This is a genomic window from Pseudonocardia hispaniensis, assembly GCF_042658695.1.
GTDB classification, from domain to species: Bacteria; Actinomycetota; Actinomycetes; order Mycobacteriales; family Pseudonocardiaceae; genus Pseudonocardia; species Pseudonocardia hispaniensis.
Genome location: NZ_JBHSQW010000011.1, coordinates 55,030 through 70,981, shown reverse-complemented (window position 1 = coordinate 70,981; position 15,952 = coordinate 55,030). Strand labels below are relative to the sequence as shown.

At 71.7% G+C, this 15,952-nt stretch carries 17 protein-coding genes; 1 reads left to right on the top strand and 16 read right to left on the bottom strand.

Annotation, left to right across the window (positions count from 1 at the left end; translation table 11 throughout):
• Positions 1-25: 25 nt before the first annotated feature.
• The 13 genes from ACFQE5_RS05805 to ftsH form a co-directional block, all read right to left on the bottom strand.
• Complete coding sequence (locus tag ACFQE5_RS05805) at positions 26-373, bottom strand: histone-like nucleoid-structuring protein Lsr2 (protein ID WP_379583606.1); 348 nt, start codon at positions 371-373, stop codon at positions 26-28.
• A 139-nt stretch (positions 374-512) separates the two neighbouring features.
• Positions 513-2,009, bottom strand: a complete 1,497-nt coding sequence (lysS, locus tag ACFQE5_RS05800; protein WP_379583604.1) for a lysine--tRNA ligase — start codon at positions 2,007-2,009, stop codon at positions 513-515.
• 55 nt (positions 2,010-2,064) lie between these two features.
• Complete coding sequence (locus ACFQE5_RS05795; protein WP_379583602.1) at positions 2,065-2,922, bottom strand: type III pantothenate kinase; 858 nt, start codon at positions 2,920-2,922, stop codon at positions 2,065-2,067.
• A 2-nt stretch (positions 2,923-2,924) separates the two neighbouring features.
• A complete protein-coding gene (gene panD / locus ACFQE5_RS05790; protein ID WP_379583600.1) occupies positions 2,925-3,362 on the bottom strand; it encodes an aspartate 1-decarboxylase in 438 nt (145 codons plus the stop codon).
• A gap of 12 nt (positions 3,363-3,374) precedes the next feature.
• Positions 3,375-4,253 (bottom strand): pantoate--beta-alanine ligase, encoded by an 879-nt coding sequence (gene panC, locus ACFQE5_RS05785; protein ID WP_379583598.1) that lies wholly within the window; start codon positions 4,251-4,253, stop codon positions 3,375-3,377.
• Complete coding sequence (locus tag ACFQE5_RS05780) at positions 4,250-5,143, bottom strand: Rossmann-like and DUF2520 domain-containing protein (protein WP_379583596.1); 894 nt, start codon at positions 5,141-5,143, stop codon at positions 4,250-4,252. Before ACFQE5_RS05780 ends, panC begins: the two co-directional genes overlap by 4 nt.
• 120 nt (positions 5,144-5,263) lie before the next feature.
• Positions 5,264-6,541, bottom strand: a complete 1,278-nt coding sequence (locus ACFQE5_RS05775) for a PrsW family intramembrane metalloprotease (protein ID WP_379583594.1) — start codon at positions 6,539-6,541, stop codon at positions 5,264-5,266.
• A 41-nt stretch (positions 6,542-6,582) separates the two neighbouring features.
• A complete protein-coding gene (locus ACFQE5_RS05770) occupies positions 6,583-7,038 on the bottom strand; it encodes a DUF3180 domain-containing protein (RefSeq protein ID WP_379583592.1) in 456 nt (151 codons plus the stop codon).
• Positions 7,035-7,538: a 2-amino-4-hydroxy-6-hydroxymethyldihydropteridine diphosphokinase gene (gene folK, locus ACFQE5_RS05765; RefSeq protein WP_379583590.1), complete on the bottom strand. Its 504-nt coding sequence runs from the start codon at positions 7,536-7,538 to the stop codon at positions 7,035-7,037. Before folK ends, ACFQE5_RS05770 begins: the two co-directional genes overlap by 4 nt.
• Positions 7,535-7,942, bottom strand: coding sequence for a dihydroneopterin aldolase (folB, locus tag ACFQE5_RS05760; RefSeq protein ID WP_379583588.1), 408 nt, complete (start codon positions 7,940-7,942; stop codon positions 7,535-7,537). Before folB ends, folK begins: the two co-directional genes overlap by 4 nt.
• Positions 7,939-8,772 carry a dihydropteroate synthase gene (folP, locus tag ACFQE5_RS05755; RefSeq protein WP_379583700.1) on the bottom strand — a complete coding sequence of 278 codons (834 nt, stop codon included), beginning with the start codon at positions 8,770-8,772 and terminating at the stop codon, positions 7,939-7,941. The genes folB and folP overlap by 4 nt, the downstream gene beginning before the upstream one ends.
• 48 nt (positions 8,773-8,820) lie before the next feature.
• Positions 8,821-9,435 (bottom strand): GTP cyclohydrolase I FolE, encoded by a 615-nt coding sequence (folE, locus tag ACFQE5_RS05750; RefSeq protein ID WP_379583698.1) that lies wholly within the window; start codon positions 9,433-9,435, stop codon positions 8,821-8,823.
• 8 nt (positions 9,436-9,443) lie between these two features.
• Entirely contained in the window at positions 9,444-11,786 is a 2,343-nt protein-coding gene (ftsH, locus tag ACFQE5_RS05745; RefSeq protein WP_379583585.1) for an ATP-dependent zinc metalloprotease FtsH, read from the bottom strand.
• A gap of 373 nt (positions 11,787-12,159) precedes the next feature.
• Here ftsH and ACFQE5_RS05740 point away from each other — a divergent pair, with 373 nt between their 5' ends.
• On the top strand, positions 12,160-13,077 hold the full coding sequence (locus ACFQE5_RS05740) for a serine protease (protein ID WP_379583583.1): 918 nt from the start codon (positions 12,160-12,162) through the stop codon (positions 13,075-13,077).
• Positions 13,078-13,134: 57 nt separating this feature from the next.
• On the opposite strand, the gene hpt is transcribed toward ACFQE5_RS05740, so the two are convergent.
• The 3 genes from hpt to ACFQE5_RS05725 form a co-directional block, all read right to left on the bottom strand.
• Entirely contained in the window at positions 13,135-13,698 is a 564-nt protein-coding gene (gene hpt, locus ACFQE5_RS05735; protein WP_379583580.1) for a hypoxanthine phosphoribosyltransferase, read from the bottom strand.
• Between the two features lie 71 nt (positions 13,699-13,769).
• Positions 13,770-14,762 (bottom strand): tRNA lysidine(34) synthetase TilS, encoded by a 993-nt coding sequence (gene tilS, locus ACFQE5_RS05730; protein ID WP_379583578.1) that lies wholly within the window; start codon positions 14,760-14,762, stop codon positions 13,770-13,772.
• Between the two features lie 102 nt (positions 14,763-14,864).
• A complete protein-coding gene (locus tag ACFQE5_RS05725; RefSeq protein ID WP_379583576.1) occupies positions 14,865-15,941 on the bottom strand; it encodes a zinc-dependent metalloprotease in 1,077 nt (358 codons plus the stop codon).
• Positions 15,942-15,952: the final 11 nt, after the last annotated feature.

Genomic DNA, 15,952 nt, shown 5'->3' with positions numbered 1-15,952 from the left:
CCGGCCCGCGCCGCACCGTCTGTGCTCAGTTCTCCTGGTGATACGCCTCCAGCACCTCGGCCGGGATCCGGCCGCGGTCGGAGACCTTCATCCCGCGCTTGCGTGCCCAGTCCCGAATCGCCTGGTTCTGCTCACGGTCGATCGAAGGACGACGGCTCGCGTTGCTCGGGGCGCTCGCCACCGATCCACGGCGGCGCCCCCCGGAACGGCGAGCGGCCGCGACATACGCCGCAAGTGCGTCTCGCAGTTTTCCGGCATTGCCCTTCGACAGGTCGATCTCGTAGTTCTTGCCATCGATCCCGAACTCAACGGTCTCCTCGGCGGGCTCGCCGTCCAGATCGTCGATGAGCCTGATCTCGCGGATCTGCGCCACCGCCGCAGCCCTCCATGCTCGAATAGTCAGTAGCGATACGCGGCGAGGCCGCGAATTGCAGCGTATCCCTATTGCCTCGATGCTGTCGAGGCGACCCTCCCAGGGAACGAATTGCTCGATGGATCGGAGCGGACCGGGATCACTCGGGGCGCACCAGAGGGAAGAGAATCGTCTCACGGATCCCGAGACCGGTCAGGACCATGAGGAGGCGATCGATCCCCATTCCCATACCGCCGGTGGGCGGCATTCCGTACTCCATGGCCCGCAGGAAGTCCTCGTCGAGCTGCATCGCCTCAGGGTCACCCGCCGCCGCCAGCAGGGACTGCGCATGCAACCGCTCGCGCTGCACCACCGGGTCGACGAGCTCGGAATACGCCGTGGCCAGCTCGGTGCCGAAGACGATGAGGTCCCAGGCTTCGGTCAGTCGCGGGTCGGCGCGGTGCTGCCGGGTCAGGGGACGGACCTCGACGGGGTAGTCACGCACAAAGGTCGGCTCGATGAGGGTGTGCTCGACGAGCTTCTCAAAGAGTTCCAGGACGATCTCACCGGCGGACCAGGAATCCTTCAGCTCCACCTCGTGGACGGCCGCCAACTTGCGGAGCCATTCCGCTGGGGTGTCCACACTCACCGGCTCGCCGACCGCTTCCGACACCGCCTCATGCAAGGTGATGGAACGCCATGGACCGGCCAAGTCGTGTTCGGACCCGTCCGCATGACGGACAACGGTGGACCCGAACAAGGCAGATGCGCTGGCCAGCACCAACTGCTGTGTCAGCTCGGCCATGTCATCGTAGGTGGCGTAGGCCTGGTAGGCCTCCAACATCGCGAACTCGGGCGAATGGGTCGAGTCGATACCCTCGTTGCGGAACACCCGGTTGAGTTCGAAGACACGCTCGATCCCGCCGACCACGGAACGCTTCAGGAAAAGTTCCGGGGCAATCCGCAGGTACAGGTCTGTGTCGAGCGCGTTCGACCGGGTGACGAATGGACGCGCCGTGGCGCCGCCGTGCAGCAGTTGCAGCATCGGCGTCTCGACCTCGATGAAACCGCGTTCGTCCAGGGCGTTGCGCAGAGTCCGCAGGACCGTGGCCCGGGACCGCACCATGTCCCGCGCCTGCGGCCGGACGATGAGGTCGACATACCGCTGCCGGACCCGGGTCTCCTCGGACAGCTCGCGGTGTGCCACCGGCAGCGGCCGGATGGCCTTGGAGACCATCTGCCAGCGGTCGGCCGAGACCGAAAGCTCACCGCGTCGCGACGTGATGACCTCGCCGCGCACGAGGACGTGGTCGCCGAGATCAACCATCGACTTCCAGCGGGCCAGCTCGTCGGCACCGACGTTCGCCTGGCTCAGCATGGCCTGCAGTTCGGTGCCGTCGCCCTCGCGCAGCGTCGCGAAACAGAGCTTTCCGGTGTTGCGCAGGAAGATGACCCGGCCCGCGACGGCGACCTGTTCGCCCGTCGCGGTGTCGACCGGCAGGTCCGGATGGGCCTGCCGAACCTCACGAAGGGTATGCGTGCGGGGCACCTCGACGGGGTAGGCCTCGACGCCGGATGCGATCAGCTCCGCCCGCTTCGCCCGGCGCACCCGGAGTTGCTCGGGCAAGGCCTCGTCACCGGGGTGCTCGTTGGTCACACCGAGCAAGGTTAGCGGCGTGACGCAGGTCCTTTCGCGGCGGGACGGCCCCGCCCTATCGGTCGCCCCGGCCGGGGGCCCGCGCCACGGGTACCGCGTTCGCCCGACCGGTGTCGACGGCGCCGCGGACGTTGCGCAGATAGGTCAGCCGCAACCCGATCAGGGTGAGGTCGGGAACGAACTCCATGATCGTCGACGACTCGCCCTCCATCAGCGGGGCGAGGCCGCCGGTGGCGAGCACCGTCACCGGCCCCGCCTTGGGCCCGAGCTCGTCGATGATGCGGCACACCAGACCGTCCACCTGGCCGGCGAAGCCGTAGAGCACCCCGGACTGCAGGCACTCGACGGTGTTCTTACCGATCACGGACCGCGGCCGGACGAGCTCGACGGTCCGCAGCGCCGCCGCCCGGGTGGCCAGCGCCTCGAGCGAGATCTCGATTCCCGGGGCGAGCGCGCCCCCGAGGAACTCACCGCGCGCGGAGACCACGTCGATATTCGTCGAGGTGCCGAAATCGACCACGACGCACGCGGTACCGAACAGCCGATGCGCCGCGAGCGTGTTGACGACCCGGTCGGCGCCGACCTCGCGCGGGTTGTCGACGAGCAGCGGAACGCCGGTGCGCACCCCCGGCCCGACAACGACCGCCGGAATCCGGGAACCACCCCGGTCGAGCAGCAGCCGCAGTTCGCGCAGCAGCGCGGGCACCGTGGACAGGGCCGCGATACCCGTGACGTCCGCGGCATGCTCCCCGAGCAGCCCGCGGATCGCGACGTCCAGCTCGTCGGCGGTCATCCGGGAGTCGGTGCGCATCCGCCAGTCGCGCACGAGATCAGGCCGGACCATGTCGTCGGGAGCGTCCGGATACAGCCCCAGCGCGATCTGGGTGTTACCGACGTCGATGCACAGCAACACGGCTACGACACGAGTTCGGGTGCGGGTCGTCTCGTGACCGCCCCGGAGTGCAGACCGGAGCCTGCGGGGGCGTGCGCGGGGTCGTTGCCGAGCTCGGCGATCCGGTTGTGCTCGTCGACGAACACCACCTTGGGGTCGTACGCGGCCAGCTCGGCCTCGTTCAGCAGCGCGTAGGAGATGAGGATGACCAGGTCACCGGGGTGCACCAGATGCGCGGCCGCTCCGTTGATGCCGATCACGCCGGTGCCGCGGGCACCGGGGATCACATAGGTTTCCAGCCGGGCCCCGTTGGTGATGTCGACGATCGCGACCTGCTCGCCCTCCATCAGGTCCGCGGCCTCCATCAGGTCGAGGTCGACGGTGACCGAGCCGACGTAGTGCAGGTCCGCCTGCGTCACGGTCGCGCGGTGGATCTTGGACTTCATCATCGTGCGGAACATGCATTCTCCCCGCTACAGCTGGACCGGGACGTTGTCGATGAGTCGGGTGGCGCCCAGCCGGGCGGCCGCCAGCAGCCGGGCGCGGCCGGATGGCGGGGCGGGCCCGAGCCCCGGATCGCGTAGTTCGAGGTACTCCACCTGTAGCGCCGGCTCGGTCGCGAGCACCGCTCGAGCGCGTTCGAGCACAGCGTCGGCCCCGCGGGCGCTCACCGATGCGCCCTCGGTGAGCGCGCGGGCCAGCGTCACCGCCCTGGCCCGCTGGTCGGGTGAGAGGTAGGCGTTGCGCGAGGAAAGGGCGAGCCCGTCCGGTTCACGGACGGTCGGCACACCGACCACGGCGAGCGGGAAGTCCAGATCCTGCACCATCTGCCGGACCAGGACGAGCTGCTGGTAGTCCTTCTCACCGAACAGCGCGACCTCCGGGCCGACGATGTGGAAGAGCTTGGCGACGACGGTCAGCACGCCGTCGAAGTGACCGGGCCGGACGGCGCCCTCGAGCTCGTCGGCCGACGCGCCGGCCGCCACCCTGACCTGCGAGCCCGGCGGGTACATGTGCTCCACCTCGGGAGCGAAGACGAGCTCGACGCCCTCCTCGCGGCAGGCTTCGAGGTCGTCCTCGAGTGGGCGTGGGTAGCGCTCCAGGTCCTCGTTCGGCCCGAACTGCAGCGGGTTGACAAAGATCGACACGACTGTGACGACCGACCCCGGCACCCGGCGCGCGTGCCGAATCAGCTCGCGGTGGCCCGCGTGCAGAGCGCCCATCGTCGGCACGAAAACGACCTTGCGGCCCGCCCCGCGCAGGGCCCTGGTCACCGCCGTCAGCTGGGCAGGTTCCCGGTGCAGGGTCAGCTCGCCGGCACGGTATCCGCCCGCAGCCGAAGCGGTGATCATCGGTCCTCCCGCAGGGTGGTGAGCACGTCGGAGGCGGCGTGAGCGGGCAGTAGGCCCGCGGCCTCTGCCCGGCGCGCGGTCCGGGCGGCCAGCACGCGGTAGGTCTCGGCGAGATCGGGGTCGCGCGCGCCGAGCTCCCGCAGATGCAGGCGCAAGGTACCGCTGTCGCCGCGGGCGACGGGGCCGGTGAGCGCGCGGTCGCCGTGCCGCAGGGCGTTGTCCAGCGCCGCCGACAGCAGCGGCCCGATCAGCCGCTCGGCGGGCCGGACACCGGCCTGCTCCAGCACGTCGGCGCAGTCGCGCACGAGTGTGATCAGATGGTTCGCGCCATGCGCGAGGGCGGCGTGATAGATCGGTCGCACGGCCTCGGCGACCCGCACCGGTTCCGCGCCCATCTCGACGACGAGAGCCTCGCCCACGTTCCAGGCCGCCTCGTCGTCGGCTGCGGCGGTGACGCTGACACAGCATGCGGCCAGCCGCTCGAGGTCCTCGGGGCGGCCGGTGAAGGTCATGGCCGGGTGCAGGGCCAGCGGCAGCACACCGTGCTCGGCCGCCGGTGCCAGCACCGCCACCCCGTGCGCGCCCGAGGTGTGCACGACGATCTGCCCGGGTCGGAAGGAACCGGCCGCGGCGAGTCCGCGGACCAGACCGGGCAGCACGTCGTCGGGGACCGCGAGCAGCGCAAGATCGGCTCGCTGCGCGACCTCGTCGGGGGGCAGGAGCGCCACCCCGGGCAGCAGGGTCTCGGCACGGTGGACCGACGCCCGGGAAACCCCTGAGGTGGCCACGACGTGATGTCCCGCGGCCGCCAATGCCGCCCCCACAACGGATCCCACGCGGCCGGCGGAGACCACTCCGACGGCGAGCCGGGCAGGCCGGCGTGCACTCATTCGCGCTCCTTGCTCGTTCCAGTCCCGGTCGGGTACCAGACGAGGTGTCGAGGACCAGCTGGCGACGCGGTGGAAAGGGTAGACGCGGCGGGGGGTCTCGGCGACGGCGCGTGACGGGGTTCACCCGGCCCTCGGGCGACCGTGGCCACCGCCCGAAGGGCCGTATCCGGGTGGCGGCCCGTACCCCTGGCCGTACCCCGGTGGCGGCGCCCAGCCCGGTGGTGGCTGCTGACGACGCCACGCCGCCGCGAGCGCACCGGGCATGCCGATCGCTCGCGCCCTGGCCCGATACAGCTCGGCGAGCATCTCGTCGTGCCGCTGGCGAGCGTCGCTGCCCACCGCCCCGCGGGAGATCCGGCGGCGCAGGAAGGCGAGCTCGGTGACGGCGGCCTGGTAGTCGGCGACGGCCGCGGCGGCCGCCCGCCCGGAACGCTGCCGGACGGCCGCCCGCCAGCCGCGGCGCCCGGCGAGGCTGGCCAGCAGCGACAGCTCGCTCGGTGCGATCCAGCCGGCCTGGGCGAACCCGGGCAACTCCTCGGCCACGATCCGCTGCTCACGACGCCGCTGCCACAGCACCAATGTGATCATCGCGAGGAACAGCGGCACCATGAAGAAGCCGTAGAAGCCGACGAAGGCCAGCCCGCCGCCGAGGATCGCCGCACCGTTCCACAGCGCGTGCAGCACGACGGCGCCGAGATAACCCGCGACCACCGCCAGCACGCGCACGACCGGGCTGCGGCTGGTGGCGGCGATGCCCGCGCCGATCCCGGTCATCGCGGTGAACAGGGGGTGCGCGAACGGCGAGACCACCCCGCGCGCCAGCAGCACCGCGAGCACTCCGCCGCTCTGGCCGATCACGGCGTCCTCGGCGAATGCCCGTCCCAGGTAGAGGATGTTCTCGGTGAACGCGAACCCGGCCGCGACCAGGCCTGCGTACACGATGCCGTCGACGATGCCGTCGAACTCGCGGCGCCGGAACATCAGCAGCCCCACCAGGAACAGCCCCTTGAGGCCCTCCTCGACGACCGGGGCGACGATCGCGGCCCCGACGAGGTCGGCGGTGCCACCGCCGAGCAACTGATCGGCCGCGTACATGGCGCTGCTGTTGAGCAACAGGGCGGACAGCGCGGCGAAGCCCGCGCCCCAGAAGAACGCCACGAGCAGCATCCGCGGCGGCTCCGGCTCCCAGCGATCGATCCACAGGAAGGTGGCCACCACCGGCCCGACCGGCAGCAGGGCGCACAGCGCGCCGACGACGACCCCCGTCGACCCGACCTCGGAGCCGACGATGCCGACCACCACCAACCCGCAGATCCCGAGCACGACCAGCCCCAGAACGGGAGCCAGCACACCGCGGTGCCGTCGGGTCCGGGCGGGCATCGGGGTCGTCCGGGACATGCGCGGGAGCCTACGTGCGGTCAGCGACACCCGGGACCGAGTCAGGAATCTGCCGACGAATCGTCATCCGGGGTCCGGCAACAGTGCTCCAGCCACAGCGCACCCCCGACGAGACCGAGGGCGCACACCAGCCCGACGCCGGCCGCGATCGCGTCGCTCGCCGCGGCCGAGATCTCGCCGCTCCTCGGCAGGAGGTAGGCCACGATGCCCGCCCACCCTCCGGCGACGAGCGCCCCGCCACGGCAGGACGCCTGCGCCACCAGCACCGCTCGGGCGGCGACCAGCGGCTGCACCGGTCTGCTTCCCGGACGACGCCGGATCCGGGCGCGCAACACGTTTCCTGCGATCACCTCGGCGAGGCCGAGCACACCCAGGGTGACCCCGGCCGGAACCGGGAACGCGGGCAGTGAACCGTAGGTCAGCCGCACGAACAGATACCCGATCACCGCCGCCACGACCGCCAGGGAGGCCAGGTCCCGTATCCGGGTCGGTTTCATCGGGCGGGCACCAGCGTCAGCTCGCTGCGGCGGCGCACGCTCGCGACATCGTCGGCCGGGAGCCGGGTGAGCAGCGCTCGCACGGGCCCGTGGCCGGGTAGCACCGCGGCGGGCTCGATATCGAGCCACGGCACCAGGACCGTCGCCCGCTGCGGGGTACCGGGATGCGGCAGGATCAGCCGCGGGTCGTCGCTGACCACGCCCGCGACGGTCACGACGTCGACATCGAGGGTGCGAGGTCCCCAGTGGACGGTGCGCACCCGCCCCGCCGCCTGCTCCAGCCGCTGGCCGCGACGCAACCATCCCCAGGCGTCGGTGGCCGGGTCGTCGACGATGACGACGGCGTTGAGGAAGTCGCCCTGCTCGACGCCGCCCCAGGGCGCGGTCTCGTAGACCGGAGAGGCCGCGACAAGGACGTCGGCCAGGTCGTCCACGACCGAACGGAGGTATCCGAACCGGTCACCGAGGTTGGAGCCGAGGCTCAGGACCGCGCGGCTCATTCCGACTCACTCGCGGAAATACCCCGACTCGCGGAACCGCGGGCGCGATACACCGTCACCGCGACGTCCGCGAACGTCAGCGGAATCGGCGCCTGCGGCTTGTGGATAGTGACCTCGACGGCGGCCAGCCGCTCGTCGGCCAGCGCCGCCTCCGCCACCCGACCGGCCACGGTCTCGATGAGGTTGCACGGCGGACCTTCGACGACCTCGGCGGCTCGCCGGGCGAGTTCGCCGTAGTCGAGCGTGTCGGCCAGGTCGTCGGACGCCGCGGCGGCGCGCAGATCGAGCCACGCCGTGATGTCGATGTGGAAGTCCTGGCCGTTGCGGCGCTCGTGGTCGAAGACACCGTGATGGCCGCGTACCGTCAGCCCCGTCAGCACGATGCGGTCGGTTCGGCCGGTCATCGGCTGCCCCGCGACACGGTGCTCCCGGACGGGGCGGCCCCAAGCCGCCACGCGGCGGCCACCGCGATCGCGTCGCGGGACGTGCCGACATCGTGTACCCGCACCCCCCAGGCCCCCGCATTCGCCACCAGCACGGTGATCGCCGCGGTGGCGACCTCGCGGCCGTCCGGTGGGCGGGCGGTGCCGTCGGCCGCGGCGAGCAGCTCGCCGAGGAAGCGCTTGCGCGAGGCCCCGACCAGTACCGGGAAACCGAGCGCCATGAGCACGTCGAGCCTGCGCAGCAGCGCCCAGTTGTGCTCGCTGGTCTTCGCGAAGCCGAGGCCGGGATCGATGATGATCCGCGCGGGGTCCACCCCCGCCAGCACCGCGGCATCGGCCCTGGCGACCAGTTCGGACCGCACCTCGCCGACGACATCGGAGTAACGGGCCAGCGACTGCATCCGATCGCTGTGCCCCCGCCAGTGCATGAGGATCCAGGGCACCGCGGCGTCGGCGAGGACCGCGGCCATCCGGGGATCGGCCAGCCCGCCCGAAACGTCGTTGACGATCGCGGCTCCCGCGTCGAGCGCGGCCTCGGCGACGGCCGCGCGGGTGGTGTCGACGCTCACCCGGACACCTTCGGCAACCAGTTCCCTGATGACCGGGACGACCCGACCGCATTCGACCTCCGCGGGCACCCGCTGCGCACCGGGCCGGGTCGACTCGCCACCCACGTCGACGAAGTCGGCGCCGGCGGCGCGCATCTCGACCCCGTGGGCGACGGCGTCGTCGCGATCGAAGTAGCGACCGCCGTCGGAGAACGAGTCCGGCGTGACGTTCAGGATGCCCATGACCGCGCAGCGATCCAGCCGGGGCAGGTCATGTCCGGCGGCCACCGGTCAACCGCCCCGGATCAGGGCCAGCGCCTCGGATCGGGACGACGGCGAGGTCTGGAAGAGCCCCCGCACCGCCGACGTCGTCGTGCGCGCACCCGGCTTGTTGATGCCGCGGATGGCCATGCACAGGTGTTCGGCATCGATGACCACGATCACGCCGCGCGGTTCCAGCTTGCGCATGATCGCGTCGGCGACCTGTCCGGTCAGCCGTTCCTGCACCTGCGGGCGGCGCGCGTAGTTCTCGACCACCCGCGCGATCTTGGAGAGCCCCGTGACCCGCCCGCTGGAGTTCGGGATGTACCCGACGTGCGCGAAGCCGTGGAAGGGCACCAGATGGTGCTCGCAGGTCGAGAACACCGGAATGTCCCGGACCAGGATGAGTTCCTGGTGGTCCTCGTCAAAGGTCTTGTCCAGCACCGAGTCCGCGTCGACATACAGACCCGAGAAGATCTCCTCGTAGGCCCGGGCGACCCGGGCCGGCGTCTCGCGCAGCCCCTCGCGGTCGGGGTCCTCGCCGAGGGCGATCAGCAGTTCCCGCACGGCCGCCTCCGCGCGGGCCCGATCGACGCCCCGGCGACCGTTCACCCCCGCCGGGGCCGGGGAGAGGACATCGGAGATCTCCGCGTTCAGTTCCCGCCGCCCTTCGTCGGGCCCGAGGTGTCGGCGGGCTCGGACTCGCCATCGCGCTCCGGCCCGCCCCGGGCGTGCCGGGTGGGATCGGGCTGTCCCTGGTGCTGGGTGCCCTGCCACTGCTGCGGCGGCCACGGCTGGCCCGCCGGGGTCGTCGCCGGGCGCCAGTCGGGCGGGGCGCCGTAGTTCGGCGGCACGGAGGTCGGCTGGTCGGGCCGGGTCCCCTGCGGCCCGGACGGGGCGCCCCAACCCGGTCCGTACGGACCGCCGGGGAACGGCGGCGGAAGCTGCGGCGGCTGGCCCGGCCCGGCCGGGTACCCCCCGTTCGGGCCCGGCGCGGGCACGGAGTACCCGCCACCGGGGTAGGACCCGACCGGAGCGGGCTCGCGGGCGGGCTCGGTCTGGGGTGGCCAGGGCTCGCCCCGTTCACGAGCGCGTTCGGCCGGGGTGAGGATCGGCGGCTTGTCCGACGGGGTGCGCCCGCCGAAGTCGTTGAACGCGGTGATCCGCGGCCGCTTCTCCACCCGATCGAAGATCCGTTCGAGGTCCTTGCGGGTCAGCGTCTCCTGCTCCAGGAGTTCGAAGACCAGATCGTCGAGGACATCGCGGTAGGTGTTGAGGATCTCCCACGCCTCGGTGTGCGCGACCTCGATGAGCGCGCGCACCTCCTCGTCGATCTCGTGGGCGACCTCGAGCGAGTAGTCGGCCTGCGATCCCATCGTCCGGCCCAGGAACGGGTCGCCCTGGTCGCGGCCGTAGCGCACCGCACCCAGCCGGGCGCTCATGCCGTACTCCGTCACCATCGCCTTGGCGATCTTGGTGGCCTGGTCGATATCGGACGACGCTCCGGTGGTCGGCTCGTGAAAGACCAGTTCCTCGGCGGCGCGTCCGCCCATCGCGAACACCAGGCGGGCGATCATCTCCGAGCGCGTCATCAGGCCCTTGTCGTCCTCGGGGACGACCAGCGCGTGCCCGCCGGTGCGCCCCCGCGGCAGGATCGTGAGCTTGTAGACCGGCTCGAGGTCGGGCATCGCCCACGCCGCGAGCGCGTGCCCGCCCTCGTGGTAGGCGGTGATCTTCTTCTCCTCCTCGGAGATGATCTTTCCCTTGCGCCGGGGCCCGCCGATGACCCGATCGACCGACTCCTCCAGCGCCGCCCCGGTGATCACCGTCCCGTGCTCGCGCGCGGTGAGCAGCGCGGCCTCGTTGATGACGTTGGCCAGGTCGGCTCCCGACATCCCCACGGTGCGCTTGGCCAGCCCGTCGAAGTCCACGTCGGGCGCGAACGGCTTGCCCTTGGCGTGCACGTTCAGGATCGCTCGCCGACCCGCCAGATCGGGGGCGCTCACCGGGATCTGCCGGTCGAACCGGCCGGGGCGCAGCAGCGCGGGGTCGAGGATGTCGGGCCGGTTGGTGGCCGCGATGAGGATGATCCCGCCCCGCGGGTCGAATCCGTCCATCTCCACGAGCAGCTGGTTGAGCGTCTGCTCGCGCTCGTCGTGGCCGCCGCCCAAGCCCGCGCCACGCTGGCGGCCGACCGCGTCGATCTCGTCGACGAAGATGATGCAGGGCGCGTTCTGCTTCGCCTGCTCGAACAGGTCGCGCACCCGGGAGGCGCCGACACCGACGAACATCTCCACGAAGTCGGAGCCGGAGATCGTGTAGAACGGCACGCCCGCCTCGCCCGCGACCGCGCGCGCGAGCAGCGTCTTACCGGTTCCGGGCGGACCGTAGAGCAGCACGCCCTTCGGGATCTTCGCGCCCAGCGCCTGGTAGCGGGCCGGACTCTGCAGGAAGTCCTTGATCTCGTTGAGCTCCTCGACGGCCTCGTCGGCGCCGGCCACATCGGCGAAGGTCGTCTTCGGCATGTCCTTGGACAGCTGTTTGGCCTTCGACTTGCCGAAGGACATCACCCGGTTCCCGCCGCCCTGGGCGTTGTTCATCATCCAGAACAGGATGAGCAGCACCAGCCCCAACGGGATCAGGTAGACGAGCATCGTGACCAGGAAGGAGTCCTGGCGCACCGCCGTGTTGAACTCGGGCTTGTTGCTCGCGTTCTGCAGCGAGGCGAAGATCTGGCCCGCGGCCTGGGCCGGGTACTGGGTGATGATCTGGCTGGAACCGTCGACCGGCGTGTTCAGCGTGAGCCGGAGCCGCTGTTCCTTGTCCTCGACGAGGGCGTTCTTGACGTTTCCGTCGGCGATCTGGGCCAGCGCGGTGGACGTCGGGACCTGGGAATACCCGCGGGTGTCGTCGAAGAGCGCGCTGAACGTGAAATAAATCAGGATCGCGGCAAGGATCCAGATCAGCGGGTTGCGGAGCAGGCGCTTGCGGTCCATGCAGCTTCGGCCTGGCGGCCTTCACCCTCCCTGGCGTGTATCTCCGGCAGCGACCCACCGCGGATGCGCCAAGCCGGCCCCGAGTCAGCCAGGATAGCGGCCTTGCGGCGGACCCGCGTCACCGCTGGCAGCGGACAAACACTGGCGACCACCGAGATGGACGTTCACTCGATTAACGACCGGTTCGGCCGCGGTGTTCCCCGCCGTGGCCGCCGGGTCGGCGCGGGGCCACCCAGGCAGCCGCCGGACTTGCCCGGTACGCGGGCCCACGCTTCACTCGAAGTGGGGTATCCCACAACGGGCGCCGGTCGTTAACGGCACGACTGACATCAGCTGGGCGGGCTCGTCCCCGTCCACGGCGGCGGGGGAGTAGATGGGCCTGAGGTTTGGAGTCCGGCTGGGCGCAATGGCGGCTGCGGCCGCCACCGTCGGCGTGGTGGTCGCGGCGGCGGTGGCGCTGCCGGCCACGGCGACCGCGGATCCGGCGGCCTCCCCACCGCCGCAGCCCAGCTCATCGCGGTGGGCTCCCGCCGCAAGCGCGGCGATCCACCCCGGAGTGCAGACCATCACCGCGGGCGGCGGGACCTGCACGAGCAACTTCGTCTTCACCGACGGGGACCGGACGTTCATCGGCCAGGCGGCGCACTGTGCCGGCACCGGCCAGGCCACCGAGACCAACGGCTGCGACTCCGCGTCGATGCCGCTGGGCACCGAGGTCGAGATCGAGGGCGCTGCCGTGCGCGGCACCCTTGCCTACAGTTCGTGGCTGACGATGCAGGCCCGCGGGGAGACCGACCCCGACACCTGCGCGTTCAACGACTTCGCGCTGGTGGAGATCGACCCCGCCGATGCGGCGAACGTCAACCCGTCGGTCCCGTTCTTCGGCGGCCCGACCGGCGTCAACGTCGATGGGCTGCCCCTGGGCACCCGGGTCTACTCGTACGGCAACTCGCCGCTGCGCGCCGGTGTCGGTGCCCTCAACCCGAAGGCCGGGATCAGCGCGGGCGACGTCGGGGGCGGCTTCGGGCACGAGGTCTACACCGCGAGCCCCGGCGTCCCCGGTGACTCCGGCAGCGCGTTCCTCGACGACCAGGGCCGTGCCGTCGGCGTCCTCTCGACGCTCAACCTCGCGCCGCTGCCGCTGAGTAACGGCCTCGCCGACATCAGCCGTGCGCTCGCCTACGCCAACCAGTACGGCACCGTCGGCTACGTCCAACTGGTGGCGGGCACCGAGCCGTTCGCCCCGCTGGCGCTGCCCCTCCCGGCTGCCGGGCTGCCGCTGCCCGGCTGATCCCCGACCGCCCCGATGGGCCCGCTGCCGACCCACGGCGCCGGGCCCATCGCCGGCTCAGGCATAGACCGCCGGGGAGAGCGTGCCGACGTACGGCAGATCGCGGTAGCGCTCGGCGTAGTCCAGCCCGTAGCCGACGACGAACTCGTTCGGGATGTCGAACCCGACGTACTTCACCGGCAGGTCGACCTTGATCGCGTCCGGTTTGCGCAGCAGCGTGCAGACCTCCAGCGACGCGGGGTTGCGTGACTCCAGGTTCTTCAGCAGCCACGACAGCGTGAGACCCGAGTCGATGATGTCCTCGACGATCAGCACGTTGCGGCCCGAGATGTCCCGGTCGAGGTCCTTGAGGATCCGGACCACCCCCGACGACGACGTGGCCGATCCGTACGAGCTCACCGCCATGAACTCCAGCTGAACCGGCACCGGCAGGGCGCGGGCCAGATCCGTCATGAACATCACGGCGCCCTTGAGCACCCCGACCATCAGCAGATCGGAGTCGAAGCCGAACCCGTCGCAATCCACCGCGTAGTCGCGCCCGATGAGCTCGGCCAGCTCGGTGGTCTTGTCCCGGATCTGCTGCTCGGTCACCAGAACGGACGCGATATCCCCGTGGTACAAGGGGCGGCCTCCTCTGCACGGGACCCACGGGCCCAGCGATCAGTGCGGACGACCGGACGTCGGCTCCGCCCTCAACCGCCGGACGGCGCCTCGGTCCGGCGCAACAGAAGCGTGCCATCTCGGCGAACCAGTTCCAAACCTCCCGGGAGCGCGACCCCGCCCTGCCCGCGCCAGCGGCCGACGAGATCATCCGCGGAGCGCAGATGCCCGTCGGTGAGCTCCTTGGCGCCCGCGTCGAGCAGCCAGTCGCGCAGCACTCGCCTGCGGATCGCGGGCGGCACGGGCGCGAGATCCCGCGCCCGCAGTCCGGCCCCCGTGACGACCGCGGCGCGCGCAGCGGCACCCACCCGGGCGGCCCAGGCATCGAGCGCCTCGCCGTCCTCCTGAAGCTGGTGGGCGGTGCGGGCGAGTGCCTCCGCCACCCCGCCCGCGAGCACGTCCTCCAGCAGCGGCAGCACCTCGTGGCGCAACCGGACCCGGGTGAACCGCGGGTCGCGGTTGTGCGGATCGTCCCAGACCGGCACGTCGAGGCTCCGGCAGGCCGCCTGGGTGACCGCACGGCGCACCCCGAGCAGCGGCCGTGCCCACGGCGGGTCCCAGGACCGCATCCCGGCGATCGAACGCGGCCCGGAGCCCCGGCCGAGGCCGAGCAGGACGGTTTCGGCCTGGTCATCCAGCGTGTGGCCGAGCAGTACCGGCGAGTCGGGATGCGGACGCGCGGCCGCGAGCGCGGCGTATCGGGCCCGCCGGGCGGCGGCCTCGACTCCGCCCGGCCCCTCGACCGTGACGGTCCGGACCGCCGCGGGGACGCCCCGGGCCACCAGCAGCGCCGCCAGGTCGGCGGACCGCTCCGCCGAACCGGTCTGCAGCCCGTGATCGACGATCACGACCCGCATCCGGTCCGGGCACAACGCGCGGACGGCGAAGGCCAGCGCCAGCGAGTCGGCCCCGCCCGAACAGGCGACGACGAGCGGCGCCGCCCGCGTCGCGGCGGGCAGCGCGGCGAGGCCCCGGCGCACCGCCAGCCGCACCGCGGTGAGGTCGGGGTCCGGACGCCGGCTCATGCGCCGAGGTTACGAGGACGTCCCCCGCAAACGTCATGCGAGCCGTCGAGGTTGTCCCACCACGCCGGACCAACCTGTCACCAACATGGTGGGTCGCTACAGCTAGGCCACGCGACGAACCCACGCCGCGGGATCGGCCAACTCGGCGCGGGTGGGGAGTGTCTCGGGCGACTCCCACACCAGGTTGAAGCCCTCCATGCCGACAGCGAGTACGACGTAGCTGGTGAACGCGGAACCCCGGGCGTACTGCTTGACCTTCGCCTCCACACCGAGCAGCGCGCGCAGGGTCCGGTCGAGCAGCCCCCCGCCGCGGCGACGGACGGTGAACCGCTCCCTGATCGTCACCACGCTGGGCACCACCTCCGGGCCGACGGCGTCCATCACGTGGTCGGCATGGCCCTCCAGCAGGGTGGTGAGCGCGAGTAGCCGGTCGAGCACCTCGCGCTGCTCGGGGCCCTGCAGCAGTTCGACCAGCGCCAGCACGTCGCCGCCGGACTCCTTGAGGCCGCGCAGCGCGTCCGGCAGCCGAGCGAACAGACCCCCGGCACCGCCGTCGGCGACCGACAGGAACCGTCCGATCTCGGCGGCGAAGAAGTCCCGCAGCCAGGGCACGGCGGTGAACTGGAGCCGGTGGGTCGCCTCGTGCAGGCAGACCCACAACCCGAAGTCCGCGGCGGGGACATCGAGCGCACGCTGCGCGGCGTGCACGTTCGGGGCGACCAGCAGCAGCCTGCCGCCGCCTTCGGCGCCGCCGAACGGGTCGTACTGACCGAGCACCCGGCCACCCAGATAAGCCAGCACCGAGCCGACCTGCAGAGCGGTCGTCGTGCCGGTGATGACGCGGGCGACCTGGGGCGTCCGGGGTAACCGGGCCCCCGCGGTGAGTGCCGCCATCCCGTCGACGGCCGCGGCCGCCCAGGCCGGGCGGTCGACGACGTCCGCGGACCGCAGCGGCAACCCACCGCCGAGACCGGTGACCTCGCGGACCAGGCCCTCGGCGACGACGGCATCGGCCCGCAGCCGATCGACGAGCTGCTCGGCTTCGCGACGAGTCGTCGGCGGGCCCGGTTGGACCAGCCGGGCGGCCGTGCGGCGAGCAAGGTCCCAGTTCACCGGCAGGCCGCGCTCCGTCTCGGGCGCGGACGGGGCGTCAACGGGACCCCGGGGTCGGTACTGCACCCACCCGAGGC